This window comes from Neobacillus sp. 204 (assembly GCF_046562815.1).
Lineage (GTDB): Bacteria > Bacillota > Bacilli > Bacillales > Cytobacillaceae > Neobacillus.
The window spans coordinates 336,567-362,408 of sequence record NZ_JBJORY010000006.1 but is presented as its reverse complement, the minus strand read 5'-3'; the positions used below and the strand labels follow the sequence as shown (position 1 = coordinate 362,408).

29 protein-coding genes are annotated in these 25,842 nt (G+C 38.1%); 24 read left to right on the top strand and 5 right to left on the bottom strand.

Features of this window, described 5'->3' with window-relative positions:
* Window positions 1–37: 37 nt before the first annotated feature.
* The 13 genes from mltG (at window position 38) to ACJ004_RS15100 (ending at window position 12,392) form a co-directional block, all read left to right on the top strand.
* Window positions 38–1,174: an endolytic transglycosylase MltG gene (gene mltG / locus ACJ004_RS15160; RefSeq protein WP_410893900.1), complete on the top strand. Its 1,137-nt coding sequence runs from the start codon at window positions 38–40 to the stop codon at window positions 1,172–1,174.
* Window positions 1,175–1,648: 474 nt separating this feature from the next.
* On the top strand, window positions 1,649–2,299 hold the full coding sequence (locus ACJ004_RS15155; RefSeq protein ID WP_410893941.1) for an O-methyltransferase: 651 nt from the start codon (window positions 1,649–1,651) through the stop codon (window positions 2,297–2,299).
* Entirely contained in the window at window positions 2,296–3,225 is a 930-nt protein-coding gene (locus ACJ004_RS15150; protein WP_410893898.1) for a peptidase U32 family protein, read from the top strand. The genes ACJ004_RS15155 and ACJ004_RS15150 overlap by 4 nt, the downstream gene beginning before the upstream one ends.
* Window positions 3,226–3,310: 85 nt before the next feature.
* Window positions 3,311–4,582, top strand: a complete 1,272-nt coding sequence (locus ACJ004_RS15145; RefSeq protein ID WP_410893897.1) for a peptidase U32 family protein — start codon at window positions 3,311–3,313, stop codon at window positions 4,580–4,582.
* Between the two features lies 1 nt (window position 4,583).
* The gene (gene udk / locus ACJ004_RS15140; protein ID WP_410893896.1) at window positions 4,584–5,219 is read left to right on the top strand and encodes a uridine kinase; all 636 of its coding nucleotides are present in this window, start codon (window positions 4,584–4,586) and stop codon (window positions 5,217–5,219) included.
* Window positions 5,220–5,374: 155 nt separating this feature from the next.
* A complete protein-coding gene (greA, locus tag ACJ004_RS15135; RefSeq protein ID WP_410893894.1) occupies window positions 5,375–5,851 on the top strand; it encodes a transcription elongation factor GreA in 477 nt (158 codons plus the stop codon).
* An 88-nt stretch (window positions 5,852–5,939) separates the two neighbouring features.
* Entirely contained in the window at window positions 5,940–7,700 is a 1,761-nt protein-coding gene (locus tag ACJ004_RS15130; RefSeq protein WP_410893893.1) for a peptidoglycan D,D-transpeptidase FtsI family protein, read from the top strand.
* A gap of 113 nt (window positions 7,701–7,813) precedes the next feature.
* Window positions 7,814–8,521 carry a YrrS family protein gene (locus ACJ004_RS15125; protein WP_410893892.1) on the top strand — a complete coding sequence of 236 codons (708 nt, stop codon included), beginning with the start codon at window positions 7,814–7,816 and terminating at the stop codon, window positions 8,519–8,521.
* Window positions 8,522–8,797: 276 nt separating this feature from the next.
* Window positions 8,798–9,493: a 5'-methylthioadenosine/S-adenosylhomocysteine nucleosidase gene (gene mtnN / locus ACJ004_RS15120; protein WP_410893939.1), complete on the top strand. Its 696-nt coding sequence runs from the start codon at window positions 8,798–8,800 to the stop codon at window positions 9,491–9,493.
* A gap of 13 nt (window positions 9,494–9,506) precedes the next feature.
* On the top strand, window positions 9,507–10,430 hold the full coding sequence (locus ACJ004_RS15115; RefSeq protein ID WP_410893891.1) for a PLP-dependent cysteine synthase family protein: 924 nt from the start codon (window positions 9,507–9,509) through the stop codon (window positions 10,428–10,430).
* A gap of 1 nt (window position 10,431) precedes the next feature.
* Window positions 10,432–11,568, top strand: coding sequence for a bifunctional cystathionine gamma-lyase/homocysteine desulfhydrase (locus ACJ004_RS15110; protein WP_410893890.1), 1,137 nt, complete (start codon window positions 10,432–10,434; stop codon window positions 11,566–11,568).
* A 498-nt stretch (window positions 11,569–12,066) separates the two neighbouring features.
* Window positions 12,067–12,207 carry a YrzI family small protein gene (locus tag ACJ004_RS15105; RefSeq protein ID WP_410893889.1) on the top strand — a complete coding sequence of 47 codons (141 nt, stop codon included), beginning with the start codon at window positions 12,067–12,069 and terminating at the stop codon, window positions 12,205–12,207.
* Window positions 12,208–12,251: 44 nt separating this feature from the next.
* A complete protein-coding gene (locus ACJ004_RS15100; protein WP_410893888.1) occupies window positions 12,252–12,392 on the top strand; it encodes a YrzI family small protein in 141 nt (46 codons plus the stop codon).
* Window positions 12,393–13,010: 618 nt separating this feature from the next.
* On the opposite strand, the gene ACJ004_RS15095 is transcribed toward ACJ004_RS15100, so the two are convergent.
* A complete protein-coding gene (locus tag ACJ004_RS15095) occupies window positions 13,011–14,807 on the bottom strand; it encodes a M3 family oligoendopeptidase (protein WP_410893887.1) in 1,797 nt (598 codons plus the stop codon).
* Between the two features lie 177 nt (window positions 14,808–14,984).
* Here ACJ004_RS15095 and ACJ004_RS15090 point away from each other — a divergent pair, with 177 nt between their 5' ends.
* Window positions 14,985–15,665, top strand: coding sequence for a response regulator transcription factor (locus tag ACJ004_RS15090; protein ID WP_410893886.1), 681 nt, complete (start codon window positions 14,985–14,987; stop codon window positions 15,663–15,665).
* A 35-nt stretch (window positions 15,666–15,700) separates the two neighbouring features.
* Entirely contained in the window at window positions 15,701–16,672 is a 972-nt protein-coding gene (locus ACJ004_RS15085) for a F510_1955 family glycosylhydrolase (RefSeq protein ID WP_410893885.1), read from the top strand.
* A 190-nt stretch (window positions 16,673–16,862) separates the two neighbouring features.
* Here ACJ004_RS15085 and sigK read toward each other — a convergent pair whose 3' ends face one another.
* Complete coding sequence (sigK, locus tag ACJ004_RS15080) at window positions 16,863–17,576, bottom strand: RNA polymerase sporulation sigma factor SigK (protein ID WP_026563502.1); 714 nt, start codon at window positions 17,574–17,576, stop codon at window positions 16,863–16,865.
* Window positions 17,577–17,732: 156 nt separating this feature from the next.
* Complete coding sequence (gene pssA / locus ACJ004_RS15075; protein WP_410893883.1) at window positions 17,733–18,272, bottom strand: CDP-diacylglycerol--serine O-phosphatidyltransferase; 540 nt, start codon at window positions 18,270–18,272, stop codon at window positions 17,733–17,735.
* A 129-nt stretch (window positions 18,273–18,401) separates the two neighbouring features.
* Here pssA and ACJ004_RS15070 point away from each other — a divergent pair, with 129 nt between their 5' ends.
* Window positions 18,402–19,199 (top strand): phosphatidylserine decarboxylase, encoded by a 798-nt coding sequence (locus ACJ004_RS15070; RefSeq protein WP_410893882.1) that lies wholly within the window; start codon window positions 18,402–18,404, stop codon window positions 19,197–19,199.
* 63 nt (window positions 19,200–19,262) lie between these two features.
* Here the strand turns inward: ACJ004_RS15070 and ACJ004_RS15065 are convergent, their stop codons facing one another.
* Window positions 19,263–19,403: a sporulation histidine kinase inhibitor Sda gene (locus tag ACJ004_RS15065; protein ID WP_081825323.1), complete on the bottom strand. Its 141-nt coding sequence runs from the start codon at window positions 19,401–19,403 to the stop codon at window positions 19,263–19,265.
* Window positions 19,404–19,876: 473 nt separating this feature from the next.
* Between ACJ004_RS15065 and ACJ004_RS15060 the strand changes: the two genes are divergently transcribed.
* Genes ACJ004_RS15060 through ACJ004_RS15025 form a run of 8 tightly spaced genes read left to right on the top strand, consistent with a single transcriptional unit; the run spans window position 19,877 to window position 24,910 of the window.
* Entirely contained in the window at window positions 19,877–20,392 is a 516-nt protein-coding gene (locus ACJ004_RS15060; RefSeq protein ID WP_410893881.1) for a YqeG family HAD IIIA-type phosphatase, read from the top strand.
* A gap of 3 nt (window positions 20,393–20,395) precedes the next feature.
* Complete coding sequence (gene yqeH, locus ACJ004_RS15055) at window positions 20,396–21,502, top strand: ribosome biogenesis GTPase YqeH (protein ID WP_410893880.1); 1,107 nt, start codon at window positions 20,396–20,398, stop codon at window positions 21,500–21,502.
* Between the two features lie 28 nt (window positions 21,503–21,530).
* Complete coding sequence (gene aroE, locus ACJ004_RS15050) at window positions 21,531–22,370, top strand: shikimate dehydrogenase (RefSeq protein ID WP_410893879.1); 840 nt, start codon at window positions 21,531–21,533, stop codon at window positions 22,368–22,370.
* Window positions 22,364–22,654, top strand: a complete 291-nt coding sequence (yhbY, locus tag ACJ004_RS15045) for a ribosome assembly RNA-binding protein YhbY (protein ID WP_410893878.1) — start codon at window positions 22,364–22,366, stop codon at window positions 22,652–22,654. Before aroE ends, yhbY begins: the two co-directional genes overlap by 7 nt.
* A 24-nt stretch (window positions 22,655–22,678) precedes the next feature.
* The gene (locus ACJ004_RS15040) at window positions 22,679–23,248 is read left to right on the top strand and encodes a nicotinate-nucleotide adenylyltransferase (RefSeq protein WP_410893877.1); all 570 of its coding nucleotides are present in this window, start codon (window positions 22,679–22,681) and stop codon (window positions 23,246–23,248) included.
* Complete coding sequence (gene yqeK / locus ACJ004_RS15035) at window positions 23,238–23,804, top strand: bis(5'-nucleosyl)-tetraphosphatase (symmetrical) YqeK (RefSeq protein WP_410893876.1); 567 nt, start codon at window positions 23,238–23,240, stop codon at window positions 23,802–23,804. The genes ACJ004_RS15040 and yqeK overlap by 11 nt, the downstream gene beginning before the upstream one ends.
* A 3-nt stretch (window positions 23,805–23,807) precedes the next feature.
* On the top strand, window positions 23,808–24,164 hold the full coding sequence (gene rsfS / locus ACJ004_RS15030) for a ribosome silencing factor (RefSeq protein WP_410893875.1): 357 nt from the start codon (window positions 23,808–23,810) through the stop codon (window positions 24,162–24,164).
* Window positions 24,161–24,910, top strand: a complete 750-nt coding sequence (locus ACJ004_RS15025) for a class I SAM-dependent DNA methyltransferase (RefSeq protein WP_410893874.1) — start codon at window positions 24,161–24,163, stop codon at window positions 24,908–24,910. Before rsfS ends, ACJ004_RS15025 begins: the two co-directional genes overlap by 4 nt.
* Before the next feature lie 64 nt (window positions 24,911–24,974).
* Here ACJ004_RS15025 and comER read toward each other — a convergent pair whose 3' ends face one another.
* Complete coding sequence (comER, locus tag ACJ004_RS15020) at window positions 24,975–25,799, bottom strand: late competence protein ComER (RefSeq protein WP_410893873.1); 825 nt, start codon at window positions 25,797–25,799, stop codon at window positions 24,975–24,977.
* Between the last annotated feature and the right edge of the window lie 43 nt (window positions 25,800–25,842).

Sequence of the window (25,842 nt, the reverse complement as noted above, 5' to 3'; positions counted from 1 at the left end):
TCAGTCATTCCATAGGTTTAAGGTAAGGGGGAGTCGTATGACAATAGACAAAACAGATACAAAAAAAGATGTTATTCGCAAAAAAATGATAGAACATCAGAAAGAAGCCAAAGTTGTCAGAAAGATTGTTTTAATTATTTCCATTTTATTGCTATTATTAATCGTCTTAATTAGTGGTGGAGGATATTTGTATATAGAATCAGCGCTTAAACCTGTTGACTCCGATAGTAAAAATATTAAACAGGTGGATATACCGATTGGTTCATCGGTAACCGGTATTGCTGAAATATTAGAATCAAAAGGCATAATCAAAAGCGCAAAGGTATTTAAATATTATGTCAAGCTAAAAAATGAAGGCGGATTTATGGCAGGCGAATATCAACTAAGTCCTTCGATGGATGTCCCTGAAATCGTCGGCCGCCTTAAAACCGGAAAAGTACTGGCACAGGCCAGTTTTAAAATAACCATTCCTGAAGGAAAACAACTGAAGGAAATAGCTGCCATTATGGCTAAAGCAACTAAACAGAATGAAAATGATGTGTTTAATAAATTAAACGATAAAGAATTTGTTAAAACACTGATGGCTAAATATCCTGATATCTTAACAGAAGAAATCCTAAATTCTACAGTTAAATATCCTCTTGAGGGTTATTTATACCCTGCAACCTATCCGTTCTACAAAAAGAATCCTTCTGTAGAGGAAATGGTAGCTGCTATGCTTTCTAAAACACGGACAGTATTATCTGGATATGTAGAAGAAAGTGAGAAGAAAAAGCTTTCGGTTCATCAGCTTTTGACAATGGCCTCATTAGTCGAAGAAGAAGCAACCGAAAAAGCAGACCGGAAAACCATCGCCAGTGTTTTTTATAATCGCTTAAAAAAGGGAATGATGCTCCAAACGGATCCAACCGTTCTCTATGCGCAAGGAAAACACAAGGCCAGAGTGTTATACAAGGATCTAGAAGTGGATTCTCCATACAACACATATCAAAATACTGGTTTACCTCCTGGGCCAATTGCCAATGCCGGGAAGTCTTCAATTGAGGCATCACTTGATCCTAATGACACAGATTTTTATTATTTCATAGCAACAGCTGACGGGGATGTTATTTTTACAAAAACACTCGAGGAGCATAATAAAGAAAAAGCAAAGCATATCACTAGTAAAAAATAATTGTTTGAACGAGGGGGTACGATTCTTTCCCTCGTTTTTATATTGAAACCTCCATATGTTTTATGGTAAAATAGTTCAAGTGTTTTAATAAGGCTATTTTCGCATAGATTATTGTTTTTCGAATAAGTTCATCACCCCGTATAACTTTATACTTCGTGGCATCTTTTCGTAAGAACTTTTGTGAAAATTGCCTAGAAACTTAGTAAATGACTCTAATTAAGCTACAGAAGCAACAAAGTTTACGAAAAGAGCCTTTAATAAATGATCCATAGCGTAACTCACAGTAAAGGTAACCAAAGCAGCAACTGCTTGGAATGCATGATGACGGAAATTTGCCCGTTAATGCTGAAGATTACTGTGAACGCTATTTTTTCATGTCTAAAGACCATTATGGATAGAGATAATAAAAGTATTTTACTTAGAGAATTGCTATCATTCATGCAATTCTTATTTAAGGATAGAGGTGAGGGCAGCTTGTTAAATGAAAAGCTGCATTCTTATATTGAAGGTCTTATTTCAGAACGAAATCCGTTATTCACAGAAATGGAGAATTATGCGAGTGTTCATCATGTTCCTATAATGGAACTAGCAGGTATAGAAACGATGCTTCAATTGCTGCGGATTCACCGTTCTCATCGAATACTCGAAGTTGGAACAGCAATTGGTTACTCCGCATTACGGATGGCCTATGCTCTGCCATATTCCCAAATTGTTACCATCGAACGTGATGTTGAACGTATACAAGTGGCTGAACAATTTATTCAACGTTCGGAACTTAGTCATCAAATTACTTTGATTAAAGGTGATGCACTAGAAGTTGAGGATGTTGTAAAAGAACATGCCTTATTTGACGCCATTTTTATTGATGCAGCAAAAGGTCAATATAAAAAGTTCTTCGAGATTTATTCGAAATATCTAAAAGATGATGGAATGATCATTACTGATAATGTTTTATTTAAAGGCCTAGTCGCAGAACCAGAAATTGAAACAAAAAGAATCCGTAATCTCGTAAAAAAAATTAATGAATTTAACCACTGGTTAATGAACCATCCTGATTACGATTCTGTCATTCTACCCGTCGGGGATGGGGTTGCCATCAGCAAAAGAAGAGGTGAGAGTAAATGAAAAAAACGGAATTACTTGTAACTCCTATAACAGTCAATGATATCTTGCCATTAATTGAAGCAGGTGCGGACGCATTTGTAGTCGGTGAACAGCGTTATGGCTTACGACTGGCTGGAGAATTTACACGTGGAGATGTTCAAAAAACAATTGAACTTGCCCATGCAAAAGGTAAAAAAGTATATGTGGCCATGAATGCAATTTTTCATAATGAAAAAATCGATGAATTAAATGATTATATAAAATTTGTATCGGACGTCAAGGCAGATGCGATTATTTTCGGCGATCCGGCCGTTTTAATGACAGCAAGAGAAATTGCACCAGATATGAAACTGCATTGGAGTACTGAGACAACCGGAACAAATTGGTTTACTTGCAACTATTGGGGTAAAAAAGGTGCTAAAAGAGCGGTCTTAGCTCGAGAAATTAATATGGATGCCATTCTTGAAACGAAAGAAAATGCAGAAGTTGAAATTGAAGTACAAGTTCATGGGATGAGTTGTATGTTTCAATCCAAACGCTCTCTGTTAGGGAATTATTATGAGTACCAAGGGAAGGTTTTGGAAATCGAAAACCGAAAAATGGAAAAAAATATGTTCCTTCATGATAAGGAACGTGAAAATAAATATCCCATTTTTGAAGACGAAAATGGGACCCATATTATGAGTCCAAATGACATTTGTATCATTGATGAATTGCAAGAGATGCTCGAGGCGGGTGTAGACTCGTTTAAAATAGATGGAATCTTAAAAAGCTCAGAATATATTCTTGCTATTACGAAGGCTTATCGTGAAGCAATTGATTTGTATAGCAAAGATCCTGATGCATATGAAGATAAAAAGGATGAGCTATTAGCTGCAATTGAAGAAATTCAGCCGGCAAATCGTTCATTAGATACTGGGTTCTTTTTTAAAGAGACAGTTTATTAACAGAAAAGTGGAAGCGCCTTGCCCAGGGAAAAAGTAGTTCATTTTTTCCTATGCGCTGAAGCTAGACATTAGGAGGGGTTCAACTATGAATACAGTTAAAGATAAGATTTCTGAAATTATCGACGGAAAACGTGTCATTGTTAAGAAGCCGGAACTCCTTGCTCCAGCTGGAAATCTTGAAAAGTTAAAAATTGCTGTCCATTATGGTGCAGATGCTGTGTTTATCGGTGGACAGGAATATGGGCTTCGTTCAAACGCAGATAACTTTACCTTCGAAGAAATGAAAGAAGGAGTAGAGTTTGCAAGAGGATATGGAGCAAAGATTTATGTAACTACCAATATATTTGCGCATAACGAAAATTTAGCTGGTTTAGAGGAATATATCCTGGGCTTGAAGGAAACAGGAATTGCGGGTATTATTGTCGCAGACCCGTTAATTATTGAAACTTGCCGCCGTCTTGCACCGGAGATTGAAATTCATATCAGTACACAGCAATCACTTTCTAACTGGAAGGCAGCTCAGTTCTGGAAAGAGTCCGGGGCAGAACGGGTGGTTTTAGCACGCGAAGTAAGTGCGGAAGAAATTAGAGAAATGAAAGAAAAGGTCGATGTTGAGATTGAAACCTTTATTCATGGTGCAATGTGTATCGCTTATTCTGGTCGTTGTACATTAAGCAACCATATGACGGCAAGAGATTCAAACCGTGGTGGCTGCTGTCAATCCTGCCGTTGGGATTATGATCTTTACCAACTAGAAGGCAGCAATTCAGAGGTGGCTCTTTATGAAGAAGGAGACGCTCCGTTTGCAATGAGCCCGAAAGATCTTAACTTAATCCAAGCAATCCCGCAAATGATTGAACTTGGTATTGATAGCTTAAAAATCGAAGGCCGGATGAAATCAATCCACTATATTGCAACAGTCGTTAGTGTTTATCGTAAGGTGATCGATGCCTATTGCGCCGATCCAGAGAATTTTGTTATTCAGAAAGAATGGTTAACAGAATTAGACAAGTGTGCAAATCGGGAAACAGCACCAGCATTTTTTGAAGGTGTTCCGGGGTATAAAGAGCAAATGTTTGGTAATCATAGCAAGAAGACAAATTTTGAATTTGCAGGTCTTGTTTTGGATTATAATCATGAAACTCAAATGGTTACTCTTCAGCAGCGCAACCATTTTAAACCAGGTGAAGAAGTAGAGTTTTTTGGACCTGAGATTCAAAACTTTACACATGTAATTGATAAAATATGGGATGAAAAAGGTAATGAACTGGATGCTGCAAGACATCCACTTCAAATTGTACAATTTAAATTGGACAAACCGGTCTACCCTAACAACATGATGCGGAAGGAGAACTAGCATGATGCGCAAACCAGTTGTTATTGGTGTAACCGGCGGCTCCGGCTCCGGAAAAACCAGTGTAACAAAGGCCATTTATGAAACTTTGAAAGATCATTCCATTTTAGTACTTGAACAGGATTATTATTATAAGGACCAGAGTAATTTACCATTTGAAGAACGTTTAAAAACTAATTATGATCACCCACTGGCCTTTGATAACGATTTACTTATTAAACATATCGAAAAACTTTTACGATATGAAACAATCCAAAAGCCTGTTTATGATTATGCAATTCATACGCGTTCTGACAAAGTGATCCCTGTGGAACCAAAAGATGTGATCATCTTGGAGGGGATTTTAGTACTAGAGGACGAACGGCTTCGGAATCTAATGGATATTAAATTGTACGTAGATACGGATGCAGATTTACGAATCATCCGCCGTCTAACTCGTGACATTAGTGAACGTGGCAGGACCTTTGATTCCGTTATTGAACAATACCTAAATGTGGTTCGTCCAATGCATAATCAATTTATCGAGCCAACGAAGCGATATGCTGATATAATTATCCCTGAAGGCGGCCATAACCATGTGGCGATTGATTTAATGGTCACAAAAATTCAAACAATTCTTGAACAAAAGTCATTTTTATGAAACAATAGCAAAAGATAAGTCTAAATTTCAGACTGTAAGAATATTTCTGTCGCGCGCCCTTATTTAAGAGGACGCGCTACTATCTATTGTGCTGAACGGCATAGTATTACATATAGTACATACACAATTCTTAAGGACTAGAAGGAGTGAGGGTTTTGGCTACAGAGAAAGTATTTCCGATGACACAAGCAGGTAAAGAAAAACTTATCCAAGAACTTGAATACTTAAAATCAGTGAAGCGTAAAGAAGTGGTTGAAAGAATTAAAATTGCGAGAAGCTTTGGGGATTTGTCTGAAAACTCTGAGTACGATTCTGCGAAAGAAGAACAAGCTTTTGTTGAAGGACGGATTACAACTTTAGAAAATATGATTCGCAACGCTAAGATTATTGCAGAGGCTGCCATGGCTAGTGACTCTGTTACACTAGGTAGTCAGGTTACTTTTGTAGAGCTTCCAGAAGGTGATGAAGAAACGTATTCCATTGTTGGAAGCGCTGAAGCGGATCCATTTGAAGGGAAGATCTCGAATGATTCTCCAATCGCCAAAAGCCTGTTAGGTAAAAAGGTTGGCGATCAAGTATCAGTTCAAACTCCTGGCGGTGAAATGAGCGTCCGTATTGTAAGTATTAAATAATCTTACTTATAACTATTTTTTGGTCTTTCATTAGAATCATTGATTGAAATAAGAAAACCTCGTCAAAACTTTTGACGAGGTGTTTTTTATGTGGAGAAAACGAGCAATTGGGTGGCTTATTATTTCTATTATAGGTTTTCTGTTACTTTTAGGACGTTTAATGCAAATACAGTTAATTGAGACGGAGACTTTTTCCAAACATAACGTAAATTTACTAGAGGAAAGTGTGCAACAAAGAACACAAGAGCTAGTTATCGATAATGGCAGAGGAAATTTTCTAGACAGAAATGGTACCATGCTCACACATAAAAAGGTCTCAGTTCTTGTCCTTTTTCCGTTTTTAAAGAAATTGAATTGGGATGCTGACAAGGTATCGAACATTTCTGGAATACCAGTACATGTCCTTAAAATGGCAGTTGAAGGGGCGAAAAAGCCATTTGCCTATGGTGATCCTGAACCAGTAGAACTTACTACATCACAAAAGGATAGAATCAACAGCTTGAAAATTCCAGGAGTATTTGCGATTGAAAAAAAGTTTGAGCGCTCAGACGTACCAGCAGAACAACTGATTGGGCTTACAGGAGAAAATGTAAAAGAATTAAAAAAACGATACCCAGATAAAGAACTATCCGAGAAAACCTTGATTGGAGTGTCAGGGCTTGAGGAAAGCTTTGACGAGTTCCTTCTCCCTGAAGGAAAGTCTAAGCTTGTTTATCATGTGGATGGAGGCGGAGCCCCACTGTTTGGTATTAATGTTAAATATGTGGACCCTGCCAATCCGTTTTATCCTGTTAATATTCGGACAACCCTTGATAAAACAATTCAGCAAAAAGCGGAGGATTTAGTTGACCAATATCAAATTAAAAAAGGAGGCCTGGTCCTCCTTAATATTCAGGATAATAGTATCCTCTCGCTCGTTTCGCGGCCAACAATAAATAAAAATGATCCCTACAATGGTGTAGGAATGACAAATATGATGTTAAAACAGCAGATTATGGGCTCTGTTTTCAAAACAGTTGTGGCAGCTGCGGCTATAGATCATAATCTTGATGACCCAACCCGTCTGTATAATTGTAGTAAGAAAATCAATGGAAAACCAGAATTAAAATATAATTATGGAATGTTGGATTTTACAAATAGCTTTGCCAGAAGCTGTAATCGGACGTTCGGAGTGCTAGCAACTGAATTACAAAAAATGAATCCACACCTTTTAGAAGACTATTCTGAAAAATTGTCCTTAATTGGGTCTGTTGGCTGGAACGGAGATATTTATCATACAAATGATTTTAAGCAACTTGCTGATGAAGATAAGGGAAGAGTGTTTCTTTCTGATGACGCTAGAAAGGATGCAAATTTCGCTGCTATGTCTGGAATTGGACAGAATGAGGTGCGGGCAACTCCATTAGCTGTCGCAAATATGATGGCAACCATCGCCAGAGGTGGTAAAAAGGAGATGGTTAGAGCCGTATCAAAAATTGAATATAAAAACGGGACGACAATGGTCGATTTTCCAAAGCAAAACTTAAATGGCGATAACATCTCTCCTTATACCGCGATGAAACTACAGAGATTACTGCGGGAAGTAGTATTGAATCCGAATGGAACGGGAAGATGGTTTAAGGACTTGCCATACGAGGTAGCAGGAAAATCAGGGACCGCTGAAACAGGAAAATATGAAGCTGGAAAGCAGTTGCATAATAAATGGTTCGCGGGTTATTTCCCTTATGATAATCCCAAATACGTACTTGTTGCAGTGAATTTGGATGTTCTCGATTCGGAGGGAGGGGTAAATTCATTATTTGCTGATATGGTAAAAATGCTGTATCAAAAAGATAAAGGAATGCAATAGGAAATGGTTTTTCCTTCAAGTTCTCTTAAAATCATGTTAGAATATTGAGAGTCTATAAATGACTGGCTCCTGTACCAAGGGGGCTTCTGTATTTTACTTTAGGAGGGAATAAATTGACTAATGACTTTACTTCTAATTCGCGTTCAGGTAATCGTGCGAAAAGAAAAAAGACTAATATTGTTTTAAATGGTTTAATCATCGTTGTGCTCTTACTAATAATTTTTGTCGCATACAATATTTTTGCAACAGGGAATGACAATGCTTCACAAAAAAATGATACGACTAAAACAGAGCAAAAAGCAACAGAACAAAAGGATACGGAACAAAAAGAGACGGATGAAGTCACCTCTAATGGCGACGACAATGTCACTGATTCTGCTGCTGAAGAAGATGCACAAAGTGAAGAGACTTCAACACAGGAGAATTCTGAAACACCCGAAGATGCTACGGTTCCTGAGGATGCTGACAAGTCACAGGAAGTGGTAACAGAGGGAGACGGGACTAATAATGTGGTTCGTGTAACGGAAAATCCATCCTGGCAACCTGTTGGTACATCGCAAACAGGCGAGCATACGGCTGTTTATGATCAATCTTCTGTTGACTGGCAGGAAATGTTGAATGCCATTTCCTATGCCACTGGATTAGACAAAGGCAATATGACAGTGTATTGGCTGGGAAGAGATAAATCTACAACCAATGGTTCGTTTAGCACAGTCGCTTCAAAAGATAATCAGCATAAGTATAATGTATATCTTCAGTGGGTTGATGGCCAAGGCTGGAAACCGACAAAGGTAGAAGAACTAGCTGAAATTGACCAATAATCATGGTGAAAAAACCTCTCGAGATTTCGAGAGGTTTTTCTGTTAAATATGATAAGTTGGGAACAGGTTTTTCACTAATCCATAGTATACTTATAGGATTGATGATGTTTTTAGGTGTAAAATAATTGTTCTATGTAGCATGCTTTTTTCAAAAAGGGTAGAATAGTGTTTGCGGATACGTTGGATGTATCCGAGGAAGATTATAAGCAGAAATATTACGACTTCAGCAAAGAAAGTATCTCGGGAGGCGTAAAAAACGGAGAAAGAGGTCAAAGTATGAAAATAGCAATCATCGGAGCAATGGAAGAGGAAGTTACCTTACTTAGAGACAATATCGACGATCAAACACAAGAAACCGTCGCCGGATGTGAATTTACTTTTGGAAAAATGCATGGGGCGGATGTTATATTGCTTCGTTCTGGGATTGGGAAAGTTAATGCAGCTATGTCAACTACTATCCTGCTTGAAAAATATAAGCCTGATTGCATCATCAATACAGGTTCCGCAGGGGGCTTCAATCCTTCACTAAATGTTGGGGATGCAGTGATTTCCACGGAAGTACGGCATCATGATGTCGATGTAACAGCATTTGGTTATGAATATGGTCAAGTACCGCAGCTTCCCGCAGCATTTGCAGCGGATGAAAAATTAATCAAGGTCGCGGAAACAGCCGCACAGGAACTTGATAATTTCCAGATTGTTAAAGGCTTAATCGTCACTGGTGACTCATTTATGGAAGACCCGGTCCGCGTGGATTTTGTCCGTTCGAAATTTAATGACCTGCAAGCCGTTGAAATGGAAGCAGCTGCGATAGCGCAAGTGGCCCACCGTTTTGGTGTCCCATTTGTGATTATTCGCTCGCTTTCAGATATTGCTGGAAAAGAATCCGAACTTTCTTTTGATCAATTTATTGATAAAGCAGCAACTAATTCTGCAACACTTGTTATGAAAATGGTAGCAGCTTTACGATAGTAGAGGTGAAAACATGAAGGTTTATCATAGTGTTCATGAATTAATCGGGCATACACCGATCGTCGAGATCTCAAAATTTCCTGTACCGGATGGAGTTCGTCTTTTTGCAAAGTTAGAATTTATGAATCCAGGCGGTAGTGTAAAAGACCGCCTTGGGATTGAGCTATTACAGGAAGCATTTACTACTGGAAAATTGCAGACGGGTGGAACCGTGATTGAGCCTACTGCAGGGAATACAGGTATTGGTTTAGCGCTTGCAGCTATTGACAAAGGAGTACAGGTTATTCTATGTGTTCCTGAAAAGTTTAGCATAGAAAAGCAAGATTTAATGAAAGCACTGGGGGCAAAAATTGTTCACACCCCAACCGAGCAGGGGATGAAGGGGGCAATTGCCCAGGCTGAGCAGCTTCTGAAGGAAATCCCTGGGTCGTACTGTCCGCAGCAATTTGGTAACCCCGCGAACCCGGAAACGTATTATAAAACACTTGGCCCAGAACTCTGGGATCAAATGGATGGTCAAATTGATATCTTTGTTGCCGGAGCAGGTACAGGCGGGACATTTATGGGGACTGCTCGTTACTTAAAGGACCAAAAGAAAGCAGTAAAAACAGTCATTGTTGAGCCGGAGGGATCAATCCTAAACGGTGGTGAATCAGGTCCGCATAAGACCGAGGGTATTGGAATGGAATTTTTGCCAGGGTATATGGATCCAGCTTACTTTGATGCAATTCATACAGTACCGGATGAGACTGCATTTGCCCTTGTTAAGAAATTAGCTATAAAAGAAGGCTTGTTAGTGGGCAGCTCTTCTGGTGCAGCTTTTCATGCTGTGCTTAAAGAGGCAGAAAAGGCGAAACCTGGTACAAATATCGTTGTTATCTTCCCTGACGGAGGCGAACGTTACTTAAGCAAGAAGATTTTTGAAGGAGGTATTTAGATTGAAAAGAAAAACACAATTGATTCATGGTGGAATAAGTAATGACCCAGCAACAGGTGCGGTTACCTTTCCGATTTATCAAGTGAGTACGTATAAGCAAGAGGGTGTCGGCGGACACAAGGGGTATGAATATTCACGTACTGGAAATCCAACAAGACATGCGCTTGAGGAATTGATCAAAGAACTTGAAGGAGGTAAAGCAGGATTTGCTTTTGGCTCTGGAATGGCAGCAATGACAGCTGTGATGATGCTGTTTAACAGTGGAGATCATGTAATTTTAACAGATGATGTTTATGGCGGCTCGTTTCGTGTTATGACCAAAGTATTGAATCGATTAGGAATTGACTCTACCTTTGTTGATACAAGTAAAACAGAAAATATCTTAAGTGCAATTAGACCAAATACGAAGGCTATACATTTAGAAACACCTACAAATCCGCTTTTAAAGATTACTGATATTGAGGCTGTAGCGAAGCTTGCGAAAGAGCATAACCTTTTAACTATTGTTGACAACACATTTTCAACACCTTATTGGCAAAATCCAATCGAACTTGGTTCAGATATTGTTGTTCATAGTGCCACAAAATACCTTGGCGGGCACAGTGATGTCGTAGCAGGTTTAGCGGTTGTCAATAGTGAACAGCTTGCTGAAGATCTTCATTTTGTTCAGAATTCAACTGGCGGGATCTTAGGTCCGCAAGATTCATATCTGTTAATTCGCGGCATTCGCACCTTAGGAGTTCGCTTAGAAGAGATGGAAGCTAATACAAAGGCTATTGTTGAATTTTTACAAGGGCACGGGAATGTGAAGAAAGTTTATTACCCTGGAATTGAAACCCATCCAAATCATCAAATCGCTAAAAAGCAAACAAGAGGGTTTGGCGGGATGGTTTCATTTGATGTCGGAAGTGCCGAAAATGCTGACAAATTACTAAGTAAGGTGAAATATTTTACACTAGCTGAAAGCCTTGGAGCTGTCGAAAGCTTGATTTCAGTTCCAGCAAGAATGACTCACGCTTCAATCCCAGCAGAACGCAGAGCAGAACTAGGAATCACAGATGGCCTAGTGAGAATCTCCGTAGGCCTCGAAGACGTAGAAGACCTCATTGAGGATCTGGACAATGCATTAAAGTCGTAACACCTAGGGTGTCAGGCACCATGTGAAAAATTCACATGGTGCCTGACACCCTTTTTGTTTGTAGGCATTTAAATTAATTTATTAAAATTTCTGTAAAAAAGGTTTACAAAGTATTGGTGTGTGGATATAATTACCGTAGTAAGTAAATTATTCCAAATGGAGGTCGAAGAAAATGATGTTAGAACTAACTGGCAGATCGGTAGCAGCAACTGGCAAAATGGCAGCATCTACAACTGTATATTTGAATATCAAACATTCGACCCAACTGGAATGGATTGCTTAATATTAAATTAAGTTACCATACATATCCATGCCGCAGGGAGAATGATGCTCTGCGGTATTTTTGTGCCTAAAAATCACCGAACCGCAGGGGATACTCTTCTGCGGCCTTTTTGTGCCCTTTTTGTGCCCTTTTTACGAGCACTTTGGATATGTGCAGCATAAATTAAATCTGTTGCGACTGCATTACTAAAGATTATTTAAAGGAGGTGGTCACACATGACCCTGAATATTTTCTTCTTCACGATCACATTGAAAAAACGTGAAATTAGTTTACAAGAAGCTGCCAACCAGGAAATCGTTGAAAAGCTTTATGAACAAAACAAGGATAAGCAAATTTCTATGTACCGCTATATATAATGGAAATAATTAATTTAATAAATGAAATAAGGAAGTGAACAGAAATGACTCTAAATATTATCTTCTTTTCGATCACGATTAAGAGACGAAAAGTAAGTACACAAGAAGCTATTCATCAAGAAATGGTTGAGAAGATCTATGAACAAAACAAAGACCGTCAAGCATCCATGTACCACGGTATGTAATTAATAAAGGCTATTTTCGCATAGATTGTTGTTTTTCGTATAAATACATCAATCCATATAACTATATGCTTCGTGGCATCTTTTCGTAAGAACTTTTGTGAAAATTGCCTAGAAACTTAGTAAATGAGCCTTATAAAGCTCCAAAAGCAACAAAGGTTACGAAAAGAGCCTTAATAAAAATTTGATGAGAAGAAAGGTGGTTTTATATATGTTATTTTTACGAATGCAAGGTCGGGGTGCTAGTTTCTGGGTTATGAAGGATACCACTTAGCTACGTGATTAAAATTAGGAGGTAACGAGATGCCACTGCATACCTTATTATTGTCGCTACTCTTTAAATCAAAGAAAAAAGGATCATAATGATATCATATATATAGATAATTTGCTAATTGCCATAATTATTTGTTAACAAAATGTTCAAATTTCCTTCCGATAGGTACTGTGATAATATGATAAATTCAAATTAGAAAGAACAGGATCTATCTAAGGGGTGGAGAGTATGTTCATGGTTGTGATGGGGATCGTCATTACTGCGGCAATCAGCTGTGTAATCTCAGCTGAGCTTAGTGTAGAATAAAAAATGAGCATCGACCAACTTTGGTCGATGCTTTAATCTTTTTACTTATCTGTTAACACCAAGAATTCATCAATATCATCCAAGCATATTCGAACGGCCTTTTCCCAGAAGTCCGGTTGAGTTAAATCCACTTGTAAATGTTTCTGAGCAAGGTCTTCCACTGACATTGACGCCGTATCCCTTAATAAGGCAATATACTTTTCTTCATAGCCTTTGCCTTCCTCAAGCGCCTGCGCATAGATGCCAAGTGAAAAAAGGAAGCCAAAGGTATATGGGAAGTTATAGAATGGAACTCCGGTAATAAAGAAGTGGAGTTTCGACGCCCAGAATAACGGATGGTACTCTTCTAAAGCATCGCAATACGCCTCTTTTTGTGCCTCAAGCATTAACTCATTCAAACGTTCCACCGCCACAGGACCTTGTTTTCTTTCCTCATAAAACTGTGTTTCAAACAAGAAACGGGCATGGATATTCATTAATAAGGCAACAGTTCTTTGGATTTTGTCATCTAGAAGAACTAGCTTTTCATCTTCATTTTTCGCATTTTTTACTGCTGCGTCCGACACAATCATTTCAGCAAAGGTTGAAGCCGTTTCAGCGACGTTCATCGCATAATTGCGATTGAGATGATGGACACCTTTCATTGCAAATGTATGGAACCCATGACCGAGTTCATGAGCTAAGGTTGAAACGTTTGACGGTGTTCCTGAATAGGTCATAAAGATACGGGATTGATTACTTTCCGGAAAGAAAGTACAAAAGCCGCCAGGTGCTTTTCCAGGACGATCTTCCCCCTCAATCCATTGTTGCTCAAACGCCTTTCGGGCGAAAGAAGCCATTTTTTCACCAAAAATAGCGAAGTTCTGCTCGATAAATTCAGCACCTTCTTGATACGAAACCTTTGAAGCCGTTTTACCATAAGGGGCATCTAAATCATACCAACTCAATTTTTCAAGTCCTAGGAGCGAAGCTTTCCGCTCTAAATACTTAACAAGCATTTGTTTATTTTCCGAAATGACCGACCACATCGTTTCCAGTGTCCCTTTTTCCATTCGGTTAATACTAAGCGGCTCTTTCAATACATCTTCCCAGCCTCTTTTCTGATATACATTTAAACGAAAGCCTGAAAGATGATTTAGGGTTTTTGCTAAAAGGTCAGCCTCTTCCCCCCAAGCCTTCTCCCAATTCTTAAACATCGCTGTGCGGACATTCCTGTCGGGGCTTGAAAATTTATTGAAAGCCTGCCCAACAGATAGCCGTTTTTCCTCTCCATTTTCGTTAAAAGAGATTTTTATCTTTCCAGCGATTAAATCATACAACTGACCCCAACTATGATAACCATCAACACCAAGGGCGCTTATTAATGCCTCTTCTTCCTTAGAAAGCTTATCTTTTGCACGTTCACGTCGTTCCGTTAATATATAAGAAAGTACATTTAGTTGTTCATCCGCTAATAACTGTGTCCAAACTTCATCAGTAATTGTTGTCAATAAACTATCAAACTCACTAAGAGCTGTTTGGAAGGCAGCGCTTAAACTGGTTACTTTTGCTTCTAGGTTATAAGCTTTCTTGTCTTCGGTATTTTGTGCCTGCAAACATCCCACAAATGCACCCGCTTGACGCAGTTTTTTAGCGGAATTCTCAAAATCTTCAAGCAACTCTACCAAGAGTTTTGAATCCTCAGGGGAATTAAGTGGCGTCCAGTTATTCACTTTTGATTGAAATAACTCAATTAATTCTGAGGTTCGGTTTAAGTGGTCAGCAAATTCTTTTGACTCGCTGCCCCCTTTAAAAAATACGTCTAGGTTCCAAACATCCAAATATGGAGTGGCTTTCATTCTATATACCCCCTTTATGTATGAACAACATAATTATATAGTTGTTTTTCAAAAAATTCTATACACTACGCTTTCCGAAAGAAACTCAATAAGGGAAATTACTATTATCTTCATATTTGTCTAAGCCGTTATATAGTATAATTTACTCAAGATTTTAATATGCGGGAGTGGAAGATAGTGAAGAAAATACTGCTCGTTGACGATGAACCAAGAATGTTAGATTTACTTTCCCTTTATTTAACTCCCAAGGGATATAATTGCCTAAAAATGACCACTGCTCGACAGGCCATTCAATATTTGGAAGAGGAGAAAGCTGAAATCATTCTGCTAGATGTGATGATGCCTGATATGGATGGATGGGAAGCATGTCAGGAAATTCGGAAAAACTGGGACATCCCGATTATCATGCTAACGGCACGGAGTGAAAAAAATGATATTGTAAAAGGTTTAAAAATGGGTGCGGATGACTATATTTCGAAACCATTTGATGAAGAGGAGTTACTAGCACGTATTGATGCCGTTTTAAGAAGAAGAACAGGTCATACAGGCTTAATTAACTTTATTGGTCTAGCATTAAATGAGGAATCGTTCGATGTTTCATATAGGAATCAGCATATACCTGTCACACCTAAAGAATTTGCTTTATTAGCGCTTTTACTTAAAAATCGGAACAAAGTGTTTACCAGGGAACACTTATTGACGACAATCTGGGGTTATGCAGCTCCAACAGAAGACCGGACGATTGACTCTCATGTTCGGAATTTACGAGATAAATTACGGAAAACTGGATTTCCTGTTGATGAATATTTGACAACCGTATGGGGACTAGGGTATAAGTGGATGGATAAGGATTCATAAACGAATACCTCATAGTTTAGTATGGAGGGAATAAAGTGAAGATTACAATGAAAGTCTTTCTTGCGATGCTAGCAGGAATCATGCTCCTTGTGGCTTCAGGCTGCCAAGACACAAAACAAGAGCAAAAGAATTCACAACAGGAAAAGAAAGCAAACATTACCTATGACATTAATGAGGCGAAATCATTAAAAGTTGGTCAGATTCTTGGTGTGGGCTATCCAGGAAATGATGTTGCTTTGTATGTAGCGACAGATAAGGGCTTAACAATGTTTAAAGGTTCTAAATGGTATGAAACTACAACGAACCAACATGAATACTTTGGATTTCAAGCGGTTAATGCTGGTTTCTTGGCCAGTGGTCATCCGCAAAAAGGATCGGGGTTAAAGGATCCTCTCGGTTTAATTCAGAGTGTTAATAAAGGACAAACCATCAGTAAGGTATCCTTCTATGGTCAGTCACTGTTTCATTTCGTGGGAGCCAGTTATTTAGGAAAAGGTCTCTATGTCATTAATGAAGAGCCCAATGAAAAACTAGGCCAAGGCCTGAACTATTCTACAGATAATGGAACCACGTGGAAACAAAGTGCATTAAAGAATTTTAGTGCGGATTCATTTGGGATGATTGCTGTTCATCCGAAAAATGGCGATACCATCGCGTTGTCGACTAGATCTGGCATTTATTATTCAACCGATAACGGAAATACGATGAAGCAGATTACAGATCCATTTATGGTAACAGCACTTACCTTTAGCGGTGATACAATTTTATTTTCAAGTGTTGAAAATAAGAAAATATTATTAAAAACGATTAATCCTGCTACAGGCGAACAAAAAAATATTGCCTTTCCATTTCTTGATTATGATAATCCAATTACGTATTTGGCAGTAAATCCAAAAAATTCGAAACAAATAGCCTTTACCACCTATAAGAATGATGTATATGAATCGCTTGATGGTGGGCTTAAATGGAATAATCCAATGCAGAATGGAAAAACAGAGCTGGAATAAATCCCTGCTCTGTTTTTTTTATTGGCTATTTTCGCATAGATTGTTGTTTTTCGTATAAGTTCATCAACCCGTATAACTATATCTTCGTGGCATCTTTTCGTAAGAACATTTGCGAAAATTGCCTAGGAACTTAGTAAATGAACCTTATAAAGCTCCAAAAGTAACAAAGTTTACGAAAAGAGCCTTTTTATTACTTCTTTTTCTTCTCTTTTTCTGCCCGATAGAATTCATGGAACATTTTCATTAAGGCTCTTTTTTCAATCCTTGATACATAGCTTCTTGATATGCCCAGTTCTTTCGCAATTTCTCGTTGTGTTTTTTCTTTTTGAAGGTCCAGACCAAAGCGCCCGACGATTACTTCTTTTTCTCGATCATCGAGAACTTCAATGTATTTCTTCACTTTCTCAAGCTCCATGTTCAACTGAATCGTATCAATTACATCTTCCGATTCTGATTTCAGCACATCGATTAACGAGATTTCGTTTCCTTCCTTATCTTGACCGATTGGATCATGTAAGGAGACATCTTTTTTTGTTTTTTTAAGTGCTCGTAAATGCATCAAAATTTCGTTCTCAATGCAACGTGCGGCATAGGTTGCTAGCTTTGTTCCTTTCCCCTCTGAGTAGCTCTCGATGGCCTTGATTAAACCAATCGTTCCAATCGAGATTAGGTCTTCCGAGTCTTCCCCAGTGTTTTCGAATTTCTTTACTATATGCGCGACCAGTCTTAAATTGTGTTCAATTAACATATTACGCGCATGTGAATCCCCTTCAGCCATTAAACGAAGATATTTTCGTTCTTCTGCAGCAGATAAGGGTTGAGGAAAGGCATTATTTTTTACATAGGATACAAGAAATAAAAATTCCTTCATTAAATATCCGAGAGCTGTTAAGATTCCAGACATCCACATCCACCCCCGTCTTTTTTGGCCATTTCGCCTATTATTAATTCCTATGAAGAAAAAGGGAAATTGTGTCTGTCCATAAACTTTTTTATTTGAGGAAACATTTTGGGGGAAAAAAGAGCATCCATCGTTGGCGAGATGGATGCTCTGTAATGATTAGACTTTTTTCAGTTTAAAAGAACTTACCATAAGGAATGATAGAATGATGGTAATAAATAAGAAGGATTGCGATGGAATATAAGGGATGGCTAAAAAGCTTAGGGTTGCCAGACATCCTGCTGCCGTAATGGGTAAGCCGGTAAAGTATCCATTGTTTTCCGATATATTAAAGCGTGCTAATCTAAAGGCACCACAACCGATATAGAAAACGGTGAAAAATGAACCCGGTCCGCCAAATTCATGCAAAATTCCTTCATATAGTAATAGTGCAGGTGCTACGCCAAATGATATAATATCACTCATGGAATCTAATTGTTTCCCTAATTCAGATTCGATATTAAACTTTCGTGCAATCATGCCGTCAAAACGGTCTGCCAATGCGGCAATAAAAATTAACAGCAGGCTTAATCGTAGATTCCCATGAAGTCCGAATACTATTGCAAACCCGCCCAGTGATAAGTTTGTTAAGGTTATAACATTAGCTGTTTGCGATTTAAGTTTTTTTATTGTTTGATCAAGTACATCCAACAAAAACATGCTCCACACCACTCCTTTTTTTTAAGCCAAAAGGGAATTAAATTTCGTTCATCCATTCTATAATATTTAATTTTAAGCGTTTTATGTCTTTTCGTAAAGAGTATTTTTACACTATTTGGGGGTAGTTCAATGATCCAAGGTCTTTATCGTCTTATGATTGAGTTAACAAATGGAAGGTGGACATCAGGTATTTTAAGAAGCTTTGCTCGTTCTTCAGTCAGTCGTTTCATGGTACCTTCCTTCGCCAAGATTTATCATTTAAACCAAGGAGAAATGGAGAAGGGCTTGTTAGAATATCCTACTCTTCATGATTTATTTGTTAGGACATTGAAAAAGGAAGCAAGAGTTATCGATAAAAGTGAGGACACCGTTGTTAGTCCAGTTGATGCTGTTATTGAAGATGTTGGACCCATTAAAGAGACGAGTGACATCCTTGTCAAAGGAAAGACGTATTCCATAGAGGAAATGCTCGGTGACCGCGAGTTGTTAGCTAAGTATATACAAGGTACATACATGATTCTTTATTTAAGCCCAAGTCATTACCATCGTATTCATAGTCCTGTAAATGGGATCGTTACTAAGCAATGGACGCTTGGTTCAAAATCGTATCCAGTCAATAAGATGGGATTAAAGTATGGAGTTCGAACGCTTGCCAAAAATTATCGGGTGATTACTGAAGTTAAAACCGATTACGGGCATGTGGCAATTGTAAAGGTGGGGGCTATGTTTGTTAATTCCATTGAAACCACACACAAGGGATCTGATTTAGAGAAGGGCGGAGAAATGGCTTACTTCAGCTTCGGTTCTACTGTTGTCCTGTTATTTGAAAAGGATATCTTTCAAATGGATTCAAATGTTCGTACCCCGAAAGAAATTAAGGTGGGTGAGAAAATAGGGGTCTTTAGAAAAAATGAAAAACAACTCTAAGAGCCAGCCTGTTATGCAAGGAAAATAGCCAAAAAGAAAAGCCCTCTGAGGGCTAAGATTTATTTAAGAAGATATTTTTATTTTATGGTATAAGGAACGTCGAAGCATTTCCGACTCAATAAGTCCAATGAATTCTGGGCTTAGATTTAATTCTCTTGCCTTAAAATAAGACTCGATTAATAATTCATCTGATAGTTTCCGCACGGCAAATTCCACCTCCGATTTGAAAAATAAAGTGTTCTATTATAGGAAATATAAACATAAAATGGTATGTTCAATTGGTGTAACCTAAATCTACCAAATTTATTCCTGTAGAACAATCGTTCCATTTATCCACATATTCTGGTGGATAACTTGTGATTACTTTGTTTATAAAATGATGAAAAGTGTATGATTCAATGGGTATAATGTTAATAACTTTATCCACAATGTTTGGAAATGTTGGATTTTGTCGAAAAATATTTTTATGTTTTTTATTTATCGTCACAAATTTGATATATTTAGGTTGTATTTAATACAACAATGATATTTAACAATCATGTATTATCATGTTTTGATGAATAATAAGTTTAAAACTAATTTCTTTTAATCTTTGAAACAAAGGCTAAAATTGGTTATGATGGTACAAGAAAAAATTTTGAACGAATCTATTTAGAAGCCAATGAGGTGTAAGCTGAGTGTTAAAACAATTTTTACCGAATGAACATGTCAAAAGCATTCTTGATATCTCTCCTGAAGAGCTAAGTTCTAAGGGGATTAAGGGGATCATTACGGATTTAGATAATACATTAGTAGAGTGGGACCGTCCCTTTGCTACTCCTCCATTAATTAAATGGTTTGAGGAAATTAAAAAACATAATATTCTCGTGACAATTGTTTCGAATAATAATGAAGAACGAGTCAAAGCTTTTTCGGATCCACTGAAAATTCCCTTTATTTTTAGGGCCAGGAAGCCATTTGCAGTCGCTTTTCATAAAGCAATTTCACAAATGGGAATCAAAAAAGAAGAGGCAGTAGTCATTGGAGATCAGTTACTGACAGACGTACTTGGCGGGAACCGGGGTGGATTTCATACCATCCTGGTTGTCCCTGTTGCCCAGACGGACGGCTTTTGGACAAAATTTAACCGTTTTGCTGAAAGAAGAATTTTAAATTGGTTTCGAAAAAAAGGTATGCTTCAATGGGAGGATTAATTTGTGAGTGAACATCAATATATATGTATGGGTTGTGGAGTAAAAGTACAAACAGAGAACCCAGAGGAACTAGGATATGCGCCAACATCAGCCTTGGAAAAGGAAATAATTATTTGCCAGCGATGTTTTCGTCTCAAGCACTACAATGAGGTTCAAGATGTTAGCTTAACGGACGATGATTTTTTGAAAATATTAAATGAAATGGGTAAGTCAGATGCGTTAATTGTCATGATCGTCGATATTTTCGATTTTAATGGCAGTTGGCTCCCTGGGTTACATCGTTTTGTTGGCAGCAATAAAGTGCTTCTTGTCGGGAACAAGGTAGATTTGTTGCCAAAATCTGTGAAGCATAGCAAATTAATTCATTGGATGAAACATGAGGCGAAAGAACTCGGGTTAAAGCCTGAAGATGTTTTCCTTGTAAGTGCAGCAAAAGGGTTGTTTGTTCGAGAAACAGCGGCAGCCATTGATGAACACCGGAATGGTAAAGACGTCTATGTAGTCGGTTGTACAAATGTCGGGAAATCTACGTTTATCAATCGAATCATTAAAGAGGTAACAGGTGAAGCGGATGTTATTACCACCTCCCATTTTCCAGGTACGACGTTGGATATTATCAAAATACCGTTGGATGATGAAAAAGCATTAATAGATTCTCCTGGTATTATTAACCATCATCAAATGGCTCATTTTGTTGATAAAAAGGATTTAAAAATCATCACCCCTAAAAAAGAAATCAAGCCAAAGGTATTTCAATTAAATGAAGGGCAAACCTTGTTCTTCGGCGGGTTAGCTCGCTTCGATTATATTAGCGGCGGCCGAAGATCATTTGTTTGTTATGTTTCCAATGAATTATCTATTCACAGGACCAAAATAGAGAATGCCGATGAACTTTATGAAAAACATGTGGGGGAAATGTTAGCCCCGCCTCGAATGGATCAATTAGGTTCCTTTCCAGAACTTGTGAAACAGGAGTTTATCATTAAAGAAGCAAAAACTGATATTGTTTTCTCTGGACTTGGATGGATTACCGTTAATGAGCCTGGTGCAAAGGTAGCTGCCTACGTGCCCAAAGGGGTCCAAGCATTAATTCGTAAATCTTTAATATAAAAAGATAACCTACAGGTGGGGGAGTACTGTGAAGAAATTATTTGCTGTTTTGGGGGATCCAATCGGACATTCGATGTCTCCGGTTATGCACAATGATTTATTTTCCTTTTATAATATTGATGGCGTCTATCTGCCATTTCAAGTAAAGGATGAGGATTTGTATGATGCTGTCAAAGGGCTAAAAGCTCTAGGTGTGGGTGGATTTAATGTTACAGTACCACATAAAAGCAAAATCCTTCCTTTTCTGGATGGAATAGATGAATTAGCCGCAAATATTGGGGCAGTGAATACGGTTGTAAATGAGAACGGACAATTAATGGGATATAACACAGATGGTCCGGGTTTTCTAAAAGGGTTAAATCCAATTCTACCTAAAATAGCCGGTCAAAAGGTTCTGATTATCGGGGCAGGCGGAGCAGCGAGGGCTATCTATTTTACATTGGCAAAGGAAAACCCTGATACATTGGACATTGCAAATCGTACGGTTGAAAAAGCCCGAGAACTAATCAAGGATTGTCCATATTCCGTTTCTTCAAGAGCATATTCGTTTGAAGAGGCAAGTGAATCATTGGGGGAATATGATTTAGTTGTTCAAACGACTGTGATCGGAATGTCCCCTAAAATTGATGAACAGCCATTCGTTTTAAATAATTTAAGGAAACAAGCAGTATTTTGTGATATCATATACAATCCACTTGAAACAAAATTTTTAAAAGAAGCCGAGCAAAAAGGAGCAATCATTCAAAACGGATTAGATATGTTTGTTTATCAAGGAGCACTTGCTTTTGAAAAATGGACAGGTATATTCCCAGATGTGGAAAGAATGAGAGATAATGTGTTAAAACAACTAGGAGGAAGAACATGTTAACAGGAAAGCAAAAAAGATTCTTACGTTCAAAAGCTCACCACTTAGATCCTATTTTTCAGGTAGGTAAAGGGGGAGTCAACGAAAATATGATTAAGCAAATTGCTGATGCCCTTGAAGCAAGGGAGCTTTTTAAAGTCAGTGTGCTGCAAAATTGTGAAGAAGATAAAACTGTCGTTGCTGAACAGTTAGCAGAGGGGACAGGAGCAGAAATTGTTCAATTAATCGGGAATACCATTGTCCTTTATAAAGAGTCTGAGGAAAAGAAAACAATCAAGCTTCCATAAATGAAAGTATAAGGAGTCGAGCGCGTGAAGAAGGTGGGAATATTGGGAGGGACCTTTGATCCTCCGCATTACGGACATCTTTTAATTGCAAATGAGGTTCTTTCCACCCTTCATCTGGATGAAATTTGGTTTATGCCAAACCAAGAGCCTCCTCATAAGAAAAAATCCGAATCGATTAAAAATGAAGACCGCCTGCGAATGCTCGAATTAGCCATCTCTGGCAATGCTTCTTTTAGAGTCGAAACGATCGAACTCGATAGGCAAGGCCCTTCTTATACCGTCGATACGATGAAAATGATCAATGCCCAGTATTCCGACCATCAGTTTTTCTTTATTATTGGTGCGGACATGATTGAGTATCTGCCGAAATGGCATAAAATTGACGAACTTATTAACCTTGTCCAATTTGTTGGAGTTGAAAGACCCGAGTATAACAGTCGAACTGAGTACCCTGTCCTTTATGTAGATGTGCCCGCAATTGATGTATCATCAAGTATGATTAGAGATAGGGTGAAAAGCAGACAGACCGTTCGGTATTTATTGCCCGATTCGGTCATTCAATATATCGAGGAGAAGCATTTATATGGATCGTGAAGCAGCATTAAAGCTTGTTAAGGAACAACTTACCGACCATCGCTATCAGCATACTTTAGGTGTAATGGAGACAGCAATAGCACTTGCGAGGCAATATGGCGGAGATGAACAAAAAGCTGAATTAGCCGCCATTTTTCATGATTATGCTAAATTTCGTCCAAAAGAAGAAATGAAGGAAATTATCGCTAAACAGGGATTTCCAAAGGATCTTCTTCATTTCAATTCGGAATTGTGGCATGCACCTGCTGGAACTTATTTGGTGGAAAAGGAAGCCGGCATAAAAGATCGTGAAGTGTTAGATGCCATTCGGTATCATACATCAGGAAGACTGGGAATGACGCTTTTAGAAAAAATAATCTATTTAGCTGATTACATTGAACCAGGCCGTCATTTTCCAGGTGTGGAAGAAGTAAGAGAGATGGCTAAAGAAAATTTAGATAAAGCATTAATTATGGCAATCAAAAACACAATTATCTTTTTATTGAAAAAGAATCAAACTGTATACCCTGATACATTCTATACGTACAATGACCTAATCGAAAAACTGGAGGATTGATTCATGGATAATCATGAACTACTAAAAATTGCTGTAAAAGCCGCGGATGACAAACGAGCGGAAGACATACTAGCCTTAAATATGAAGGGGATTTCTCTTATTGCCGATTACTTTATCATTTGTCATGGTAATTCGGATAAACAAGTTCAGGCGGTTGCAAGGGAAATGAAGGAAAAAGCGCAAGAACATGGATATGAAGTAAAACGAATGGAAGGTTTTGATGAAGCGAGATGGATATTAATTGACCTTGGTGATGTGGTTGCTCACGTATTCCATCGTGATGAAAGAAGTTATTACAAGCTAGAGCGCTTATGGGGCGATGCACCAATGGAAGATATCCTCAGTGAGTTAAATACATGAGTTATCAGCAATTCGCTTATCTATATGACGAACTAATGAAGGATGCACCATATGACGAGTGGGTCCAGTTTGTCAAAGAGCGCTGCGTAAAATATAATGTTTTGGGCACTCGCTTACTTGATTTGGCTTGTGGAACGGGTGAATTATCCGTCCGATTAGCCCAAGACGGTTTTCAAGTAACGGGTGTCGATTTATCTGAAGATATGTTGGCTGTTGCACAGGCTAAAGCTGAGGATGCAAAGGTAAGTATTCCGTTTTTTCAGCAAAATATGGCTGACTTAGAAGGTCAGGCTGATTTTGATGTCATTGGAATTTTATGTGACTCGTTAAATTATCTTCAAACCGAGGAAGAAGTTAGATCTACCTTCTCAAATGTTTTTCAGCATTTGGCCGATGAAGGGATTTTTATCTTTGATGTCCATTCCGTTTATAAAATTGCTCAACTATTTATTAATCAAACATATGCTTCCAGTGAGGAAGAGATTTCCTATATCTGGAATAGCTTTGCTGGTAAAAGTCCAAATAGTGTCGAACATGAGTTAAGCTTTTTTGTTTTAGATGAACGGACCGGAAAATATGAACGCTTCGATGAACTTCATTTTCAACGTACATATACCATCCAGCAATATTCAAAATGGTTGCTCGAGGCCGGTTTTGAACTGCTTGAAGTCAGTGCAGATTTTGAAAACCTGGAACCACAGCCAGAATCAGAACGGATCTTTTTTATAGCCAAAAAATACAAATAAAGCCATCTAAAAATGATGGCTTTTTTATATAAATAAAAAGGATTTTTGTCAGTTCATGGCGAAATTAATAATTTGAGAATTGTGACTCTACCTTATCCAGGTCTTCTTTAAACTTTGCTTGAGTAGCCTGGAAGATATGTTCAAAAATGTCCCCGAGTTCATTATCCAATACCTTTATTCCTTCACCTGTAATCCCACCCTTAACACATACCTTTTCTTGTAGTGACGGTAAGGTATAATGTCCTTGTTTTAATAACTCACCTAGACCGACTATCATCTCACTCGCCATAACGGTTGCATCATTTTCATCGATTTCAGTTTCTTTCACGGCCGCTTTGATGAAACTCTGCAATAGATAACTGAAGAAAGCGGGACCACAACTAACGATATCAGAGGCAGCTCTTGTTATTTTTTCTTCGATATGAACCGGCACCCCAATTTTGTTAATTAATTCCTCAATCTTTGTTTTCCATAACTCACTGCAATTTTCTCCATAGGTAATCAACGACACCCCTGATAAGGCTCTATTCGTAATACTTGGGATTACCCTTGCGATTGAGCAGGAAACCTTTTTTTCAATTTGGCTTGTACTGATAGGACTCGTTATGGATATCATACATTTTTCTGGTTTTAAATGTGGTTTTATTTCATTTAAAATTTTATAAACATCAAATGGTTTGACACAAACAAATACCAAGTCGGACTCAGCAGCTACTTCTCCTGGATTTGCCCCAATCTTAATTTCTTTATATTTATCTTTAAGCAACATGGCTTTTGATTTTGTCCTGTTTGTAATTATCATTGAAGCAGGGGAAATGGCTTTTCCTTCAATCATGGCTTCAACCAGCATCCTCCCCATATTACCAGTACCGATAATACCTATATTCATTGTTCCGACCCTCCTCGCATGCAATATTCTTTTATAACCATAT